Source organism: Comamonas sp. NLF-1-9 (assembly GCF_019195435.1).
GTDB lineage: Bacteria > Pseudomonadota > Gammaproteobacteria > Burkholderiales > Burkholderiaceae_C > Comamonas_C.
Map to the genome: position 1 here is coordinate 2720548 of NZ_CP078069.1, position 15547 is coordinate 2736094.

Consider the following 15547-nt stretch of genomic DNA (forward strand, 5'->3'; position numbering starts at 1 on the left):
GTAAAAAGTGAGCTGCTCGCGATGGTGCAACAAGGGTTTGAGAGTGTTTTATCTCTCAAATCATTGCCCGGCGCGCGCAGACAGCTAGTATTTTGGATGCAAGGGAAAGAGTCACATGAAATCGCTACTCGACCTGTTCAAGCAATTCACGCCCGATGAGCACTTTGATGCCATCAAGATCGGCCTGGCGTCGCCCGAGAAGATTCACTCCTGGTCCTTCGGTGAAGTCAAGAAGCCCGAGACCATCAACTACCGCACCTTCAAGCCCGAGCGCGACGGCCTGTTCTGCGCCAAGATCTTCGGCCCGATCAAGGACTACGAGTGCCTGTGCGGCAAGTACAAGCGCCTGAAGCACCGCGGCGTGATCTGCGAAAAGTGCGGCGTGGAAGTCACCCAGGCCAAGGTGCGCCGCGAGCGCATGGGCCACATCGACCTGGCCGCGCCCTGCGCGCACATCTGGTTCCTGAAATCGTTGCCCTCGCGTCTGGGCCTGGTGCTGGACATGACGCTGCGCGACATCGAGCGCGTGCTCTACTTTGAAGCCTACGTAGTCACCGACCCGGGCATGACGCCGCTCAAGAAGGGCAGCATCATGAGCGAGGACGACTACGACGCCAAGGTGCAGGAATACGGCGACGAGTTCGTCGCCAAGATGGGTGCCGAAGGCATCAAGGACTTGCTGCAAGGCATAGAGCTGGAGCCCGAGATCGAGCGCCTGCGCGGCGACCTCACCGGCTCGGAAGCCAAGGTCAAGAAGAACACCAAGCGCCTGAAGGTGCTCGAAGCCTTCAAGAAGTCCGGCATCAAGCCCGAGTGGATGATTCTGGAAGTGCTGCCGGTGCTGCCCCCGGACCTGCGTCCGCTGGTGCCGCTCGATGGCGGGCGCTTTGCCACGTCCGACCTGAACGACTTGTACCGCCGCGTCATCAACCGCAACAGCCGTCTGCGCCGCCTGCTCGAATTGAAGGCGCCGGAAATCATCGCGCGCAACGAAAAGCGCATGCTGCAAGAGGCCGTGGACAGCCTGCTGGACAACGGCCGCCGCGGCAAGGCGATGACGGGCGCGAACAAGCGCGCGCTCAAGTCGCTGGCGGACATGATCAAGGGCAAGGGCGGGCGCTTCCGCCAGAACCTGCTGGGCAAGCGCGTGGACTACTCCGGCCGCTCGGTGATCACCGTGGGCCCGCAGCTCAAGCTCCATCAGTGCGGCTTGCCCAAGCTGATGGCGCTGGAACTGTTCAAGCCCTTCATCTTCTCGCGCCTGGAGGCCATGGGCATCGCCACGACCATCAAGGCCGCCAAGAAGGAAGTGGAAGCCGGCACGCCCGTGGTGTGGGACATCCTGGAGGAAGTCATCCGCGAGCACCCGGTGATGCTCAACCGCGCGCCCACGCTGCACCGCTTAGGGATCCAGGCCTTCGAGCCCATCCTGATCGAAGGCAAGGCCATCCAGCTTCACCCGCTGGTCTGCGCCGCCTTCAACGCCGACTTCGACGGCGACCAGATGGCCGTGCACGTGCCGCTGTCGGTGGAAGCGCAGCTCGAAGCGCGCACGCTGATGCTGGCGTCCAACAACGTGCTCTTCCCCGCCTCGGGCGAACCCTCCATCGTGCCCTCGCAGGACGTGGTGCTGGGTCTGTACCACGCCACGCGCGAGCGCATCAACGGCAAGGGCGAAGGCATGGGTTTCATGGACGTGGCCGAGGTGCAGCGCGCGCTGGACGCCGGCGTGGTCGAGCTCACCAGCAAGATCCGCGTGCGCCTGACCGAATGGAACAAGAACAAGGACAGCGGCGAGTTCGAGGCTTCGACCTCGGTGGTGGAAACCACGGTGGGCCGCGCGTTGCTGTCCGAGATCCTGCCTCGCGGCCTGGCGTTTTCCAACCTGAACAAGGCGCTGAAGAAAAAGGAAATCTCCAAGCTCATCAATGCGTCGTTTCGCAAGTGCGGCCTGAAGGAAACCGTGGTGTTTGCCGACAAGCTGCTGCAAAACGGCTTCCGCCTGGCCACGCACGCGGGCATCTCCATCTCGGTCGACGACATGCTGGTGCCGCCGCAAAAGGCCGACATCCTGGCGCGCGCCGAGGCCGAGGTGAAAGAGATCGAGCAGCAGTACGTCTCCGGCCTGGTCACGGCGGGCGAGCGCTACAACAAGGTGGTCGATATCTGGGGCAAGGCCGGTGACGACGTCTCCAAGGTCATGATGGACCAGCTCAAGGTCGAGAAGACCGTGGACCGCCACGGCAAGGAGGTCGAGCAGGAGTCCTTCAACTCCATCTACATGATGGCCGACTCGGGCGCGCGTGGTTCGGCGGCGCAGATCCGCCAGCTCGCGGGCATGCGCGGCCTGATGGCCAAGCCCGACGGCTCGATCATCGAGACGCCGATCACGGCCAACTTCCGTGAAGGCCTGAACGTGCTGCAGTACTTCATCTCCACGCACGGCGCGCGCAAGGGCCTGGCGGACACGGCGCTCAAGACCGCCAACTCCGGCTACCTCACGCGCCGCCTGGTGGACGTGACGCAAGACCTGGTGGTCACCGAGGACGACTGCGAAACGCACAACGGCGCGCTGATGCGCGCGGTGGTCGACGGCGGCGAGGTCATCGAATCCCTGCGCGAGCGCATCCTCGGTCGCGTGGCGGCCGACGACGTGCTGCACCCCGAAACCCGTGCGGTGCTGGCCACGGCCGGCACGCTGCTGTCGGAAGACGTGATCGACGAGCTCGAGCACGCCGGCGTGGACGAGGTCAAAGTGCGCACGCCGCTGACCTGCGACACCCGCTACGGCCTGTGCGCCAAGTGCTACGGGCGCGATCTGGGCCGCGGCGGACTGATCAACCTGGGCGAGGCCGTGGGCGTGATCGCCGCGCAGTCCATCGGCGAGCCTGGCACGCAGCTGACCATGCGCACCTTCCACATCGGCGGCGCGGCATCGCGCGCGGCCGTGGCCTCGGGCGTGGAAGCCAAGAGCAACGGCAACGTGGGCTTCAACACCACGATGCGCTACGTCACCAACTCCAAGGGCGAGCTGGTGGTGATCTCGCGCTCGGGCGAAATCGTCATCCACGACGAGCACGGCCGCGAGCGTGAACGCCATCGCGTGCCCTACGGCGCAACGCTGCACGTGCAGGCCGACCAGCAAATCAAGGCCGGCACGCACCTGGCGCACTGGGATCCGCTCACCCGCCCCATCATCACCGAGTACGCCGGGCGCGTGAAATTCGAGAACATCGAAGAAGGCCTGACGGTGGCCAAGCAGGTGGACGACGTGACGGGCCTCTCGACGCTGGTCGTGATCGACCCCAAGCGCCGCGGCTCGGCCAAGGTGGTGCGCCCGCTGGTCAAGCTGATCGATGCCAGCGGCAACGAGGTGAAGATCCCCGGCACCGACCACGCGGTGGCCATCGGCTTTCAGGTCGGCGCGCTGATCCAGGTGCGTGACGGCCAGGACGTCGGCCCCGGCGAGGTGCTGGCGCGCATCCCGGTCGAAGGCCAGAAGACGCGCGACATCACCGGTGGTCTGCCGCGCGTGGCCGAGCTGTTCGAAGCGCGCAGCCCCAAGGACAAGGGCATGCTCGCCGAGATGACCGGCACCATCTCCTTCGGCAAGGAAACCAAGGGCAAGGTGCGCCTGCAGATCACCGACCCGGACGGCCACGTCTGGGACGAACTCGTGCCCAAGGAGAAGAACATCCTGGTGCACGAAGGCCAGGTGGTGAACAAGGGCGAGCACATCGTCGACGGCCCGGCCGACCCGCAGGACATCCTGCGCCTGCTGGGCATCGAGGAGCTCGCGCGCTACATCGTCGATGAGGTGCAAGACGTCTACCGCCTGCAGGGCGTGAAGATCAACGACAAGCACATCGAGGTGATCGTGCGCCAGATGCTGCGCCGCGTCGTGATCGACAACCCCGGCGAGTCCGGCTACATCCAGGGCGAGCAGGTCGAGCGCTCCGAGGTGCTCAACACCAACGAGGCGCTGCAAAAGGACGGCAAGATCCCCGCGACATACACCAACCTGCTGCTGGGCATTACCAAGGCCTCGCTGTCCACGGACTCCTTCATCTCCGCCGCGTCCTTCCAGGAGACGACCCGCGTGCTCACCGAAGCGGCCATCATGGGCAAGCGCGACGAGCTGCGCGGCCTGAAGGAAAACGTCATCGTCGGCCGCCTGATTCCCGCCGGCACCGGCCTGGCCTACCACAAGGCACGCAAGGCCAAGGAACAGATGGACGAAGCCGAGCGCCGCGCCATCGAAGAGGCCGAGGCGGCCGAGCTGGCCGCTGCCGGCGAGGACGAAGCCGCCACCGCCCATGACGAGGGCGGCGACGCTGCCCGGTAAACGCGGGCCACGGCCGTGAAGACAGGCCCGCTGCAGCGCATGCTCGGCGGGCCTTTTTTTGCGCCGCATCGCTTCAAGCCATGAGCTGGATGCACGCCTTCCTTCTTGCGCTGGCCATCGCGCTGTTCTGGATGGTGGGCGCCTACAACCGCCTGGTACGCCAGCGCGCGGCGGTGCTGCAGGCCTTCGGCGCGCTCGATGCCTACTACCTGCGCTGGATCACGCTGATTGGCGAATGCCTGGCGGCGCTGCGCGGCCCGCAGGAAGACGGCGCGCTGGCCAACGCCTGCGCTGCGGTGGACGCGGCCACTGGCCAGCTCGGGGCCTCGCTTGCGGTGGCGCGCGCGCGCCCGCTCGACGGCGCGGCCATTGCCGCGCTGAGCGCGGGCACCCAGGCGCTGGCCGCTGCCTGGCAAGGCCTGCACCAGCACGCCGAGGGCGCGCCGCAGCCCGAACGCACCGCCCTGGCCTTGTGGGGCCGCCAGTACGAGGCGCTGCGCCAGCAAAGCCTGCCCACGCGCGAAGCCTTCAACGCTGCGGTGCAGGCCTACAACGGCGCCATCGGCCAGTTCCCGGCCAATCTGCTGGCCTGGCTGTTCGGCTTTCGCCGCAGCCAGGGCCTGTGATGCCCGAGCGCCGCGCGCCGCCGCTGTGGCAGCTCTTGACCGCCACCGCTGCCGCGCTGCGTGCGGTGATCGCGGGCGCTTCGGCCACCAGCGCCCTGGCGGCCACGCCGGCCGCGCTGCGCCCTGCGGTGCAGGCGCTGCTCTTTTATGCGCTGCGCCAGCTCGGGCGCGCGCGGGCGCTGGCGCGCCTGCTGGCGGCGCGCCCGCCGGCGGCCGACGCGCAGGCGCTGCTGCTCACCGCGCTCGCCCTGGCCTGGGATGAAGAGGCCGCGCCCTACACCTCTTTCACCCTGGTCAGCCAGGCGGTGGAAGCGGCCAAGCGCCAGCAGGCCACGCGCGCCCAGGCCGGCTTCATCAACGCCTGCCTGCGCCGCTTCCTGCGCGAGCGCGGCGCCCTTGTTGCCGCGAGCGAGCGCGACGAGGTCGCGCGCAGCAACCACCCCGCCTGGTGGCTGCGGCGGCTGCGCGCCGACCATCCCGCGCACTGGCAGCGCATCGTGCAGGCAAACAACACGCAGGCCTCCATGGTTCTGCGCATTTCAGAGTCAAAAACCACTCTCACCCAATACCAGCAAGCGCTGACAGCTATTGAAATAGGTGCATACGAGCTGGGCGGGATGGCGCTTGCGCTGCAGCAGGCCGCGCCGGTGCAGGAGCTGCCGGGCTTTGCCGCCGGCTGGTTCGCGGTGCAGGATGCGGCCGCGCAGCGCGCCGCGCCGCTGCTGCTGCAAGGCCTCGATCAAGCGGCGCCGCTGCGCCTGCTCGACGCCTGCGCCGCGCCCGGTGGCAAGACCGCCCATATCGCGGACTGGGCACTGGCGCGGCGCGCCCCATGGAGCGTAACCGCGCTGGAAGTGGACGCACGGCGCGCCGCGCGCATCCACGACAACCTGCAGCGCCTGGGCCTGCAGGCGCAGGTGCTGGTGGCCGACGCCGCCCAGCCTGCGCAGTGGTGGCAGGCCGCGGGCGGCGAGCCGTTTGACGCCATCTTGCTCGATGCGCCCTGCACCGCTTCGGGCATCGTGCGCCGCCATCCCGACGTGCGCTGGCTGCGCCGCGAGAGCGACATCGCGCAACTGGCGGCGCAGCAGACGCGCCTGCTCGATGCGCTCTGGCCCTGCCTGCGCGCCGGCGGGCGGCTGCTGTATTGCACCTGCTCGGTGTTTCGCGCCGAAGGCGACGCGCAGGTGGCGGCGTTTCTTGCGCGCCACGGCGATGCGCGTCTGCTGCCCTCGCCCGGGCATTTGCTGCCCACGCCGGCGCACGCCGGTGGCACGCTCGGGGACAATGCCGAGAGTGAGCACGATGGTTTTTTCTATGCCCTGCTGCACAAGACGGCGCTCTGAAGCGCCCCGCCCATGGCTGCGTGCGCGCGCAGTGCTGGCGGCGCTGCTGCTGTGCCTGGGCAGCTTTGCCGCCGCGCAGACCGCCGCCGCGCCCGGCGCGCTGCAGCTGCAGGTGCAGCGCGACGCGCAGGGGGTGTATCTGTCGGCCCTGCTGCCGCTGCAGTTGCAGCCGGCGGTGGAAGACGCCCTGCTCAAGGGCATTGCCATGCACTTCGTCGCCGAGGCGCGCATCCTCAGCCCGCGCTGGTACTGGAGCGACAAGCTGCTGGTCCAGACGCAGCGCTATCTGCGCCTGAGCTATCAGCCGCTCACGCGCCGCTGGCGCCTGGTGCAGTCGCCCGAGCCGATCTCGCCGAGCGGCCTGGGCATCGTGCTGGGCCAGAACTACGACAGCCTGACCGAGGCGCTGGCCAGCATGCAGCGCATCTCGCGCTGGCAGGTGGCCGAGGCCGGCGCGCTGCAGGACGACGAGGCCTATACGCTGCGCTTTCACTACCGGCTGGACACCTCGCAGCTGCCGCGGCCGCTGCAATGGGGCACGGTGGGCGGCGCCAACTGGAGCCTGCATCTGCAGAGCAGCGCGGTGGTGCCGGCGCTGGGTGCCGCACCCGCACCGGAGGCGCCGCTCGTGCCGGCGGCGGGCTCATGAGCGCGCTGGAACCGCGCCCGGCCGGCTCGGCGCGGCGCGCCGCAACCCGGGCGCGCGGCGTGCGCTGGGCGCTGGGCCTGGGCGCGGGCTTCATGTCGGCCATCGCCATCGTGCTGCTCTTCCTGCTGACGCTGGCAACCAACAACCGCGCGCTCTACGAACGCAACTTCAACTGGCTGGTGGCGGTCAACGTGCTGGTCGCGCTGGTGCTGTTGGTGGTGCTGCTTTGGGGCGGCGCACGGCTGCTGGCGCGCCTGCGCAAGGGGCGCTTTGGCAGCCGGCTGCTGCTCAAGCTGGCCGCCATTTTCGCGCTGGTGGGCGTGGCGCCGGGCCTGCTGATCTACGTGGTGTCCTACCAGTTCGTCTCGCGCTCGATCGAGACCTGGTTTGACGTCGAGGTCGAAGGGGCGCTCAATTCGGGTGTGAACCTGGCGCGCGTGACGCTGGAGACGATCGCTGGCGACATGGCCGCCAACACCCGCAGCGCCAGCAGCCAACTGGCCAAGGTGCCCGACGCCGGCGCCGGCCTGGTGCTCGAGCGCATGCTCGACCAGCTGGGCGCCTCCGACCTGGTGCTCTGGAGCGCCGGCGGGCAGCCGCTGGCCAGCGCCGGGCAGTCGCTGCTCACGCTCAGCCCGGTGCGCCCCAGCGCGCAGATGCAGCAGCAGGCGCGCCAGCAGCGGGCAAGCTGGCAGATCGAGGGCCTGGAAGACGTCACCCGCGCCGACCCCGCGGTGCATGCGCGCGTGCGTGTGCTGGTGCCGGTGGTCAACCCGCGCGTGGGCTTGCTGGAAGAGCCGCGCTACCTGGAAGCGGTGATGGAGCTGCCGAGCGCGCTGGTCACCAACGCGCTGGCGGTGCAACAGGCCAACCGCGAATACCAGGAACGGGCGCTGGCGCGCGTCGGCCTGCGGCGCATGTACATCGGCACGCTGACCCTGAGCCTGTTCATGGCGGTGTTCGGCGCGGTACTGCTCGCGGTGATCCTGGGCAATCAACTGGCACGCCCGCTGCTGGTGCTGGCCGACGGCGTGCGCGAGGTGGCCGCGGGCAACCTCGCGCCCAAGGCCGCGCTGGAAAGCCACGACGAGCTCAGCCAGCTCACGCGCGCCTTTGCGCTGATGACCCAGCAGCTCGCGGAAGCGCGCCAGCAGGCCACGCACAGCATGCAGGCGCTGGACAGCGCGCGCGCCTACCTGCAGACGATTCTGGACAACCTGACCGCGGGCGTCATCGTGCTCGACCCCGAGGGGCGCATGCGCACCAGCAACCCCGGCGCCACGCGCATCCTGCGCGTGCCGCTCGCGGCCTGGCAGGGCGAGCCGCTGTCGGAGGTGCCCGAGCTTGCCGACTTTGCCTTGGCGGTGCGCCAGCAGTTCGACATCTTTCTGGGCAACACCGAGCGCCACGGCCTGGACCACTGGCAGCACGCCTTCGAGCTGCACGGCAGCGCCAACGCGCCCGCCGGCATGCCGGGTCAGGGCCTGAGCCTGGTGGCGCGCGGCGCGGTGCTGCCCGACAACGGCCGGCTGCTGGTGTTTGACGACATCTCGGAGATCGTCTCTGCCCAGCGCACCCAGGCTTGGGGCGAGGTCGCGCGGCGCCTGGCGCACGAGATCAAGAACCCGCTCACGCCCATCCAGCTCTCGGCCGAGCGCCTGGCGCTCAAGCTCGACGGCAAGCTCGCGCAGCCCGAGCAGGCCATCCTGAACAAATCGGTCAAGACCATCGTCGAGCAGGTCGATGCCATGAAGCGCCTGGTCAATGAATTCCGCGACTACGCGCGCCTGCCTGCGGCCAATCTGCATCTGCTGGACCTGAACGCGCTGGTGAGCGACGTCTTGCATCTGTACGGCGAAGAGACGGCCGCCGTGCCCGTGGTCGCCGAGCTGGATCCGCGCTGCCCGCCGATCGCCGGCGACGCCCAGCAGCTGCGCCAGGTGGTGCACAACCTGCTGCAAAACGCCCAGGACGCCACCTTGCAGGCGCGCGGCGCAGACGCCGCACAGCGCCCGCCGGTGCGCCTGCAGACCGTCTGGAACGAGGCCGGCCAGCGCGTGCGCCTGACGGTGAGCGATGGCGGCGCGGGCTTTCCCGAGCACATCCTGCGCCGCGCCTTCGAACCCTATGTCACCACCAAGCCGCACGGCACCGGCCTGGGCCTGGCGGTGGTCAAGAAAATCGCCCAGGAACACGGCGCGCGCGTGGACATTGCCAACCGCATCCATGAAGGCGTGATAGAGGGCGCGCAAGTCTCGTTATCATTCGAGGCGAGGCCACAGGCGGCCACCTGACAAGACCGCCAAGGCGAATCGAGAGGGTGCAAACAAAGACATGGCAAATATTCTGGTGGTCGACGACGAACTGGGGATACGCGACCTGCTGTCCGAAATCCTCAACGACGAAGGCCATAGCGTGGACCTGGCCGAAAACGCCGGCCAGGCGCGCAGCGCCCGCGAGTCGGCAAATTACGACCTGATCCTGCTCGACATCTGGATGCCCGACACCGACGGCGTCACGCTGCTCAAGGAATGGGCCACCAGCGGGCAGTTGACCATGCCGGTCATCATGATGAGCGGCCACGCGACCATAGAGACTGCGGTGGAGGCCACGCGCATCGGCGCCTTCTCCTTCCTGGAAAAACCCATCACGCTGCAAAAGCTGCTCAAGGCCGTGGAGCAAGGCCTGACCCCGGCCGCGCCCGCCGGCGCCAAGGGCAAGTCCAGCGGGCGCGGCGGCGCGCACGCCGGCGCTGGCGCCGCCGCTCCTGCGGCCGCGGGCGGCGCTCCGGCCAGCTCCGCTCCCCCCGAGCCCGGTCCGCTGCCGCACCAGGGCTTTGATCTGGACCGCCCCCTGCGCGAAGCGCGCGATGGCTTCGAGAAGGCTTATTTCGAATTCCACCTCGCGCGCGAAGGCGGCTCCATGACGCGCGTGGCCGAAAAGACCGGTCTGGAACGCACCCACCTGTACCGCAAGCTGCGCCAGCTCGGCGTGGACCTGGGCCGCGGCAAGCGCAACAACTGAAGCCCTCCGGCCGAAGGGGCGGCCGTTTTTTCCCCCTATAATCACGCGCTCTGGCCCGGTAGCTCAGTCGGTAGAGCAGAGGACTGAAAATCCTTGTGTCGGTGGTTCGATTCCGCCCCAGGCCACCAAGTTATATAAGGAAACCCCGCTACGTAAACACTAGCGGGGTTTTTCTTTGCGCGCCCTTCCTTGCGCGCCCTGGCGCGGCGCAGCGGCACCCTGAACGCCAGGCGCGCATAATCTGGCGCAGAGGCGCAGAAGGGGGAGCACCTCGGCGACCGAGGCAAGCGCGCGCGAAGAGCGGAGCCTGCGGACGTGCTACACGAGAACCTCAGGCGTGCAACCGATACCGCGATTCCACCGCAGCAGGCTTCGACACATGGTCGTCGCGGCGGGCGCGCTGGGGCTCGCAGACCCGGCCGCGGCGTTCGAGCACCTGAGCTTTCTCGACCCGCAAGGGCCGATCGCTGCGGCCCAGCGCGATCATTTCTGGCTGGTGCTCGCCATCCTCTTCGTATTCGTCGCGGCGCCGGTGTTCGTGGGCACGCTGTGGCTGCTCGTGCGTTACCGCTACGGCGCCAAGGGCAGCAAGGGCGCCATGTATACGCCGCACTGGAAGTTCTACAAGCCGCTCGAATTTTTCAATTGGGGCGGCCCGGTGGTCATCGTGCTGTTCATTTCGGTGCTGGTCTGGCACAACGCGCAGCGCTACGACCCGTATCGGGCCATCGCGAGTACCGCCGCCGCCGTGCCGGTGCAGGTGGTGGGTTACGACTGGAAGTGGTTGTTCATCTACCCAGACGAAGGTATCGCGACGGTGGGCACGCTGGTCCTGCCCGTGGCTCGGCCTGTGGCCATGGAGCTGACTTCGGCCACCGTGATGCAGTCCTTCTTCATTCCCGCGCTGGGCAGCCAGATCTACGCGATGGGCGGCATGGTCACCAGGCTGCATCTGCAAGCGGACCGGCCTGGGCGCTTGCTCGGAGAGAACACCATGTTCAACGGCGAGGGCTTTCAGCAGCAGCGCTTTCCCGTGGCGGTGGTGTCCGAGGACGACTTCAGGGACTGGGCGGCGCGGGTGCGCAGCGAGGGTCGGCCGCTGGACGCTGCCGCGCTGCAAGCCTTGTCGGCGCGCGACACCGCCGCGCGACTGCGCGCCGCGCTGCCGCAGGCGAGCGCCGCCGATGGCAGCGTATACCTCACGCAGGTGCCGCCGGACTTCTTTTCCGGCCTGGTGGCGGCCACGATGAAGGGGCAGGCCGTGGCTCCGACGGCGCTGGCGGGCACCGCCCCGGTTTCGGAGGCACGCTGAGGTGGCGATCTCGGCGCTCTGGGACCAGCCGCTGGGGCTGCTGACGCTCAAGTCCTTGCCCTTCGTGGCGATGCTCGAGGGCGGTGCACAGGCCGATCTCGCGAGCCGGCTGGTCGGCGCTGCGGCTGCGGCCGTGGTGGTTCTGGGCGCGCTTGCGGTAGCCGCTCTGCTCACGCGCCATCACGCGTGGCGGGCGCTCTGGCGCGACTGGCTCACGAGTGTGGACCACAAGAAGATCGGCATCATGTACGTGGTGCTGGCGCTGGTGATGCTGACGCGCGGCATCCTCGAGGCGGCGGTCATGCGCGCCCAGCAGGCCGTGGGCCTGAGCGGCGGCTTTCTCTCGCCCGAGCACTTCGCCCAGCTGTTCAGCACGCACGGCACGATCATGATCTTCTTCATGGCCATGCCGTTTCTCACCGGTCTCATCAATTACGTCGTGCCCTTGCAGATAGGCGCGCGCGACGTCGCGTTTCCCCTGCTCAACCTGATCAGCCTGTGGCTGACGGCCTCGGGCGCCATGCTGGTCATGGTTTCGCTCGTGGTGGGGGAGTTTTCCACCGGCGGCTGGTTCGGCTACCCGCCCTACACCGAGGGCTTGTTCACGCCCGGCGTGGGCGTTGATTACTGGATCTGGTCGCTGACGCTGGCCTCGCTCGGCTCCACGCTCAGCGCCATCAACATCGTGGTGACGATCTACAAGAAGCGCGCTCCGGGCATGAAGCTGTATTGCATGCCGCTGTTCAGCTGGACCGCGCTATGCACCGCCATCATCATCGTCTTCGCCATGCCGCCGCTCACTGCGGCGACGCTGCAGCTCGCGCTGGACCGCTACCTGGGCTTTCACTTCTTCACCAATGCCCTGGGCGGCAACCAGATGAATTTTGCCAACCTGTTCTGGCTCTTCGGCCACCCCGAGGTCTACGTCCTGATCCTGCCGGCGTTTGGCGTGTACTCCGAGGTGTTCCCGACCTTTTCCGGCAAGACCCTGTTCGGCTACAAGTCCATGGTCTGGGCCACGATGTCGATTGCCTTTCTCTCGTTTCTGGTCTGGGTGCACCACTTCTTCACGATGGGGCAGGCCGGACACATCAATGCCGCATTTGGCATCGCATCCATGCTGATCGGCATTCCCACCGGGGTGAAGATTTACGACTGGATGACGACCATGTTTCGCGGGCGCATACGCTTGACGGTGCCCATGATCTACGCCATCGCCTTCATCTATCTGTTCGTGATCGGCGGCATCAGCGGCATGATGCTTGCCAACCCCATCATCGACTACCAGGTGCACAACACGGTGTTCCTGGTCGCTCATTTTCACAACATGGCGGTGCCGGGCGTGCTCTTTGGCATGCTGGCGGGCTATACCTACTGGTTTCCCAAGGCGTTTGGCTTTCGCCTGCACGAAGGGTGGGGCAGGCTTGCGGCGTACTGCTGGATCCTGGGTTGGATGGGCGCCTTCTTTCCGCTCTATGTCCTCGGGTTGATGGGGCTGCCGCGGCGCAGCGTGTCTTACCACGATGCGCGCTATGTGCCGCTGGAGCTCGTCGCCCTGGTGGGTGCACTGCTCGTGGCCGCTGCACTGCTTGCACTGGCAGTGCAGCTGTGGGTATCAGTCCGCCAACGCGAGGCCAACCGCGTCTTCGTGGGCGACCCCTGGGATGGCCGCAGCCTTGAATGGGCGACCTCGGCGCCGCCGCCCGAATACAACTTCCCGCTCATTCCGGTGGTCAAGGGCCGCGACGCCTTCACTGCGGCCAAGGAGTTTGGCGTCGGCTATCGGGAGCCCCCCGGCTATGTGGACATCGCCATGCCCGCGAACAGCTCCCTGGGCGCGGTCTTTGGTGTCAGCGGCTTTCTTGTCGCGTTCGCGCTCACCTGGCACATCTGGTGGCTCGCGCTGCTGGCCTTGCTGGTAGCGCTGGCAGCGCTCATCGCCTGCGGTCTGCAGCGTCCCGCCGACAGGGTCATTGCCGCCGATGAGGTTGCGCGCACGCACAAGGCCTGGCTGGCTGCGGTGCGCGCCGCTCGGCCGGTCGCACGCAGCGCGGAATGCAGCAGTGCCAACCAGGGCCTGGCGGCGCTCGAAACCAGAGGCTTGGCGGCGTGATGCGTGCGTTCTGGTCTTGCCTGCAGCGCAAGCTGCTTGCGCGGCGCAACTTCGACTTCTTCGAGTACCCCGGGATCGAGTGGCGTGTGGACGCGGCAGAGACGGACACGCAGGATGAAAGCGTCCTGCTGGGCTTCTGGGTGTTCATGATGAGCGACGCCATCTTGTTCGCGATGGCCTTCGCCACCTACGCCACCATGGTGCCCATGGGGTACGCCGGCGGGCCGCAGCCGCGCGAGCTGTTTCAGCTCGGGCCCATCTTTGCCGAGACGCTGCTGCTGCTGGCCAGCAGCTTCACCATGGGACTTGCGTCGATCGCGCTCAAGTACTGCCAGCCCGTGCGGCGCCTGGTTGGCTGGCTCGTGCTCACCCTGGTGCTCGGCGCGGCCTTTCTGGCGCTCGAATGGCGGGACTTCAGCGCCATGTTCGCGGCCGGCGCGCTGCCCACGCGCAGCGGCTACCTGTCGAGTTTTTTCGGCCTGGTGCCATTGCATGGACTGCATGTGCTTGCCGGCTGCATCTGGCTCGCATGCATGCTGGTGCAGATTTCCATGTACGGCGTCGATCGACGATGCGCGCTGGCGCTCATGCGGCTTGCGCTGTTCTGGCACTTCCTTGGCATCGTCTGGATCTTCATCTATTCGGTGGTCTACCTCGGAGGACTGGCATGAACAGGCCGCCATTGCCCCAGAGCGGCGAGCCGAAACCAGGCGCCCGGCGCGAGCTGATGTCCTGCGTTCGGGCCGTGGCTCTGGCGCTGCTGCTCACCGTGGTGCCGTTCGCACTGGTGCATTGGCAGGTCGCAGGGCGAAGTGCCTTGCTCGCGCTCATCGGCGTCTGCGCTCTGGTGCAGGCCGCGGTGCACTTTCGCCTGTTTCTGCACCTGGGGCGCAAGCCCAGGCGTGAAGACCTGCAGCTGGTCTTGTTCTCCGTCGCGCTGCTCGTCATCATGGTCGCGGGCACGATTTGGGTCATGGGCAATCTTGCGGCGCGCATGATGCCGATGGCCCAATGAGCGCTTGCAGGTGGGCTGCCCCCCGCAAGAGCGCGCCCGCGCGCGGCCTGCTCAGCTGAACAGAAAGCGCGGCAGCTGGCCGCCCATGCGGGCGGCGGACTTCGGCGGCTCCGGCTCACTGGAGGTGATGGTGCTCAGCACGTCGTGCACCAGTGCCTGGGTCATGCCGATCTTGTACGCGTTGTATTGCAGGGTTTCGGCGCCGCGCGTCGCCGCCTCAGCTGCGGCCTGCAGCGTCTGCGCGCTGGGCTCGGCGCCTTCGAGCACCCGCTCGGCCGCGTAGCTGCGCCACGGAACGGCCGCAACCGCGCCAATCACCACGCGCACCTGGTGCATGGTGCGGCCGTCCCAATCCATGGATACCGCGATGCTGCCGCGCGCGAAGTCCCAGGAGTTGCGAATCGTGTCCTTGATGAAGGCCGAACGCCGGTTGCCCCCGCGCAGCGGAATCTCTATGCCGGTGAGGATGGCGCCGTTTTGCACCCGGTGCATGATGGTGATGTCTTCCGACGGCGCGACAAACAAACGGGCTGCGGGGATGGTGTAGGCGCGCTTGAAGTCGCGCACGTGGATGATCGCATCCAGTGCCACAACGACCGGCGCGAGGTCGGACGGGCTCACGGTGTAGCAGCGGTCGCCATCGAAGAGGGCGTGCTCGCGGTTGACGCCGTGGTGCGCATAACAGACGTTGCCGCCGTGGCGGTAACAGTAGAAGGGCCCGCGAAAGTAGGGGCAGCGGTTGTCCTGCAGCAGATTGCCGCCGGCCGTCCCCATGTTGCGTATCTGGGGCGTGGCCACGCGCGCCGCGGCCTGCTTGAGCGCATGCAGCTCGGGGCCGAAGTCGCCGTTTTGCAGCTCGGAGAGCTTGGCAAGCGCGCCCACGACAAGGCGCTCGCCGCTGCGGCGCACGCCCTTGAGCGCGTCGATGCGCTTGAGGTCGATGACGTGCGCGGTGTTGTTCCATTGGCGCTTTTTCATGTCCATGAGGTCGCAGCCTCCGGCCAGGTAGGAGCAATTGCCCTGGTACTGCTGCGCCAGCTGCAGCGCTTCGTCCAGCGTCCCGGGTGAATGCAGCTGGAAGGGTGCGGCTTCGTTGATTGCGATATGGGGCATGGCG

At 67.5% G+C, this 15547-nt stretch carries 11 protein-coding genes and 1 tRNA gene; 11 read left to right on the forward strand and 1 reads right to left on the reverse strand.

Features of this window, described 5'->3' with window-relative positions:
* The first annotated feature begins 115 nt into the window (after positions 1–115).
* The 11 genes from rpoC to KUD94_RS13170 all read left to right on the forward strand — a co-directional run bounded on the left by rpoC (position 116) and on the right by KUD94_RS13170 (position 14430).
* Positions 116–4345 (forward strand): DNA-directed RNA polymerase subunit beta', encoded by a 4230-nt coding sequence (gene rpoC, locus KUD94_RS13120; RefSeq protein ID WP_218237628.1) that lies wholly within the window; start codon positions 116–118, stop codon positions 4343–4345.
* A gap of 80 nt (positions 4346–4425) precedes the next feature.
* On the forward strand, positions 4426–4971 hold the full coding sequence (locus KUD94_RS13125) for a LemA family protein (protein WP_218237629.1): 546 nt from the start codon (positions 4426–4428) through the stop codon (positions 4969–4971).
* Positions 4971–6317, forward strand: a complete 1347-nt coding sequence (gene rsmB / locus KUD94_RS13130) for a 16S rRNA (cytosine(967)-C(5))-methyltransferase RsmB (protein WP_218237630.1) — start codon at positions 4971–4973, stop codon at positions 6315–6317. Before KUD94_RS13125 ends, rsmB begins: the two co-directional genes overlap by 1 nt.
* 31 nt (positions 6318–6348) lie before the next feature.
* Positions 6349–6966, forward strand: coding sequence for a DUF4390 domain-containing protein (locus KUD94_RS13135; RefSeq protein ID WP_370625872.1), 618 nt, complete (start codon positions 6349–6351; stop codon positions 6964–6966).
* On the forward strand, positions 6963–9260 hold the full coding sequence (locus KUD94_RS13140) for an ATP-binding protein (RefSeq protein ID WP_218237632.1): 2298 nt from the start codon (positions 6963–6965) through the stop codon (positions 9258–9260). The genes KUD94_RS13135 and KUD94_RS13140 overlap by 4 nt, the downstream gene beginning before the upstream one ends.
* A 40-nt stretch (positions 9261–9300) precedes the next feature.
* The gene (locus KUD94_RS13145; RefSeq protein WP_218237633.1) at positions 9301–9990 is read left to right on the forward strand and encodes a response regulator; all 690 of its coding nucleotides are present in this window, start codon (positions 9301–9303) and stop codon (positions 9988–9990) included.
* Between the two features lie 52 nt (positions 9991–10042).
* A tRNA-Phe gene (locus KUD94_RS13150) sits at positions 10043–10118 on the forward strand.
* A 251-nt stretch (positions 10119–10369) separates the two neighbouring features.
* On the forward strand, positions 10370–11302 hold the full coding sequence (locus KUD94_RS13155) for a ubiquinol oxidase subunit II (protein WP_218237634.1): 933 nt from the start codon (positions 10370–10372) through the stop codon (positions 11300–11302).
* Positions 11303–11372: 70 nt separating this feature from the next.
* The gene (locus tag KUD94_RS13160; protein WP_218239303.1) at positions 11373–13415 is read left to right on the forward strand and encodes a cbb3-type cytochrome c oxidase subunit I; all 2043 of its coding nucleotides are present in this window, start codon (positions 11373–11375) and stop codon (positions 13413–13415) included.
* A complete protein-coding gene (locus KUD94_RS13165; protein WP_218239304.1) occupies positions 13415–14086 on the forward strand; it encodes a cytochrome c oxidase subunit 3 in 672 nt (223 codons plus the stop codon). Before KUD94_RS13160 ends, KUD94_RS13165 begins: the two co-directional genes overlap by 1 nt.
* Positions 14083–14430, forward strand: coding sequence for a cytochrome o ubiquinol/quinol oxidase subunit IV (locus tag KUD94_RS13170; protein ID WP_218237635.1), 348 nt, complete (start codon positions 14083–14085; stop codon positions 14428–14430). The genes KUD94_RS13165 and KUD94_RS13170 overlap by 4 nt, the downstream gene beginning before the upstream one ends.
* Positions 14431–14481: 51 nt before the next feature.
* Here the strand turns inward: KUD94_RS13170 and KUD94_RS13175 are convergent, their stop codons facing one another.
* Positions 14482–15543 (reverse strand): xanthine dehydrogenase family protein subunit M, encoded by a 1062-nt coding sequence (locus KUD94_RS13175; RefSeq protein WP_218237636.1) that lies wholly within the window; start codon positions 15541–15543, stop codon positions 14482–14484.
* Positions 15544–15547 lie beyond the last annotated feature (4 nt).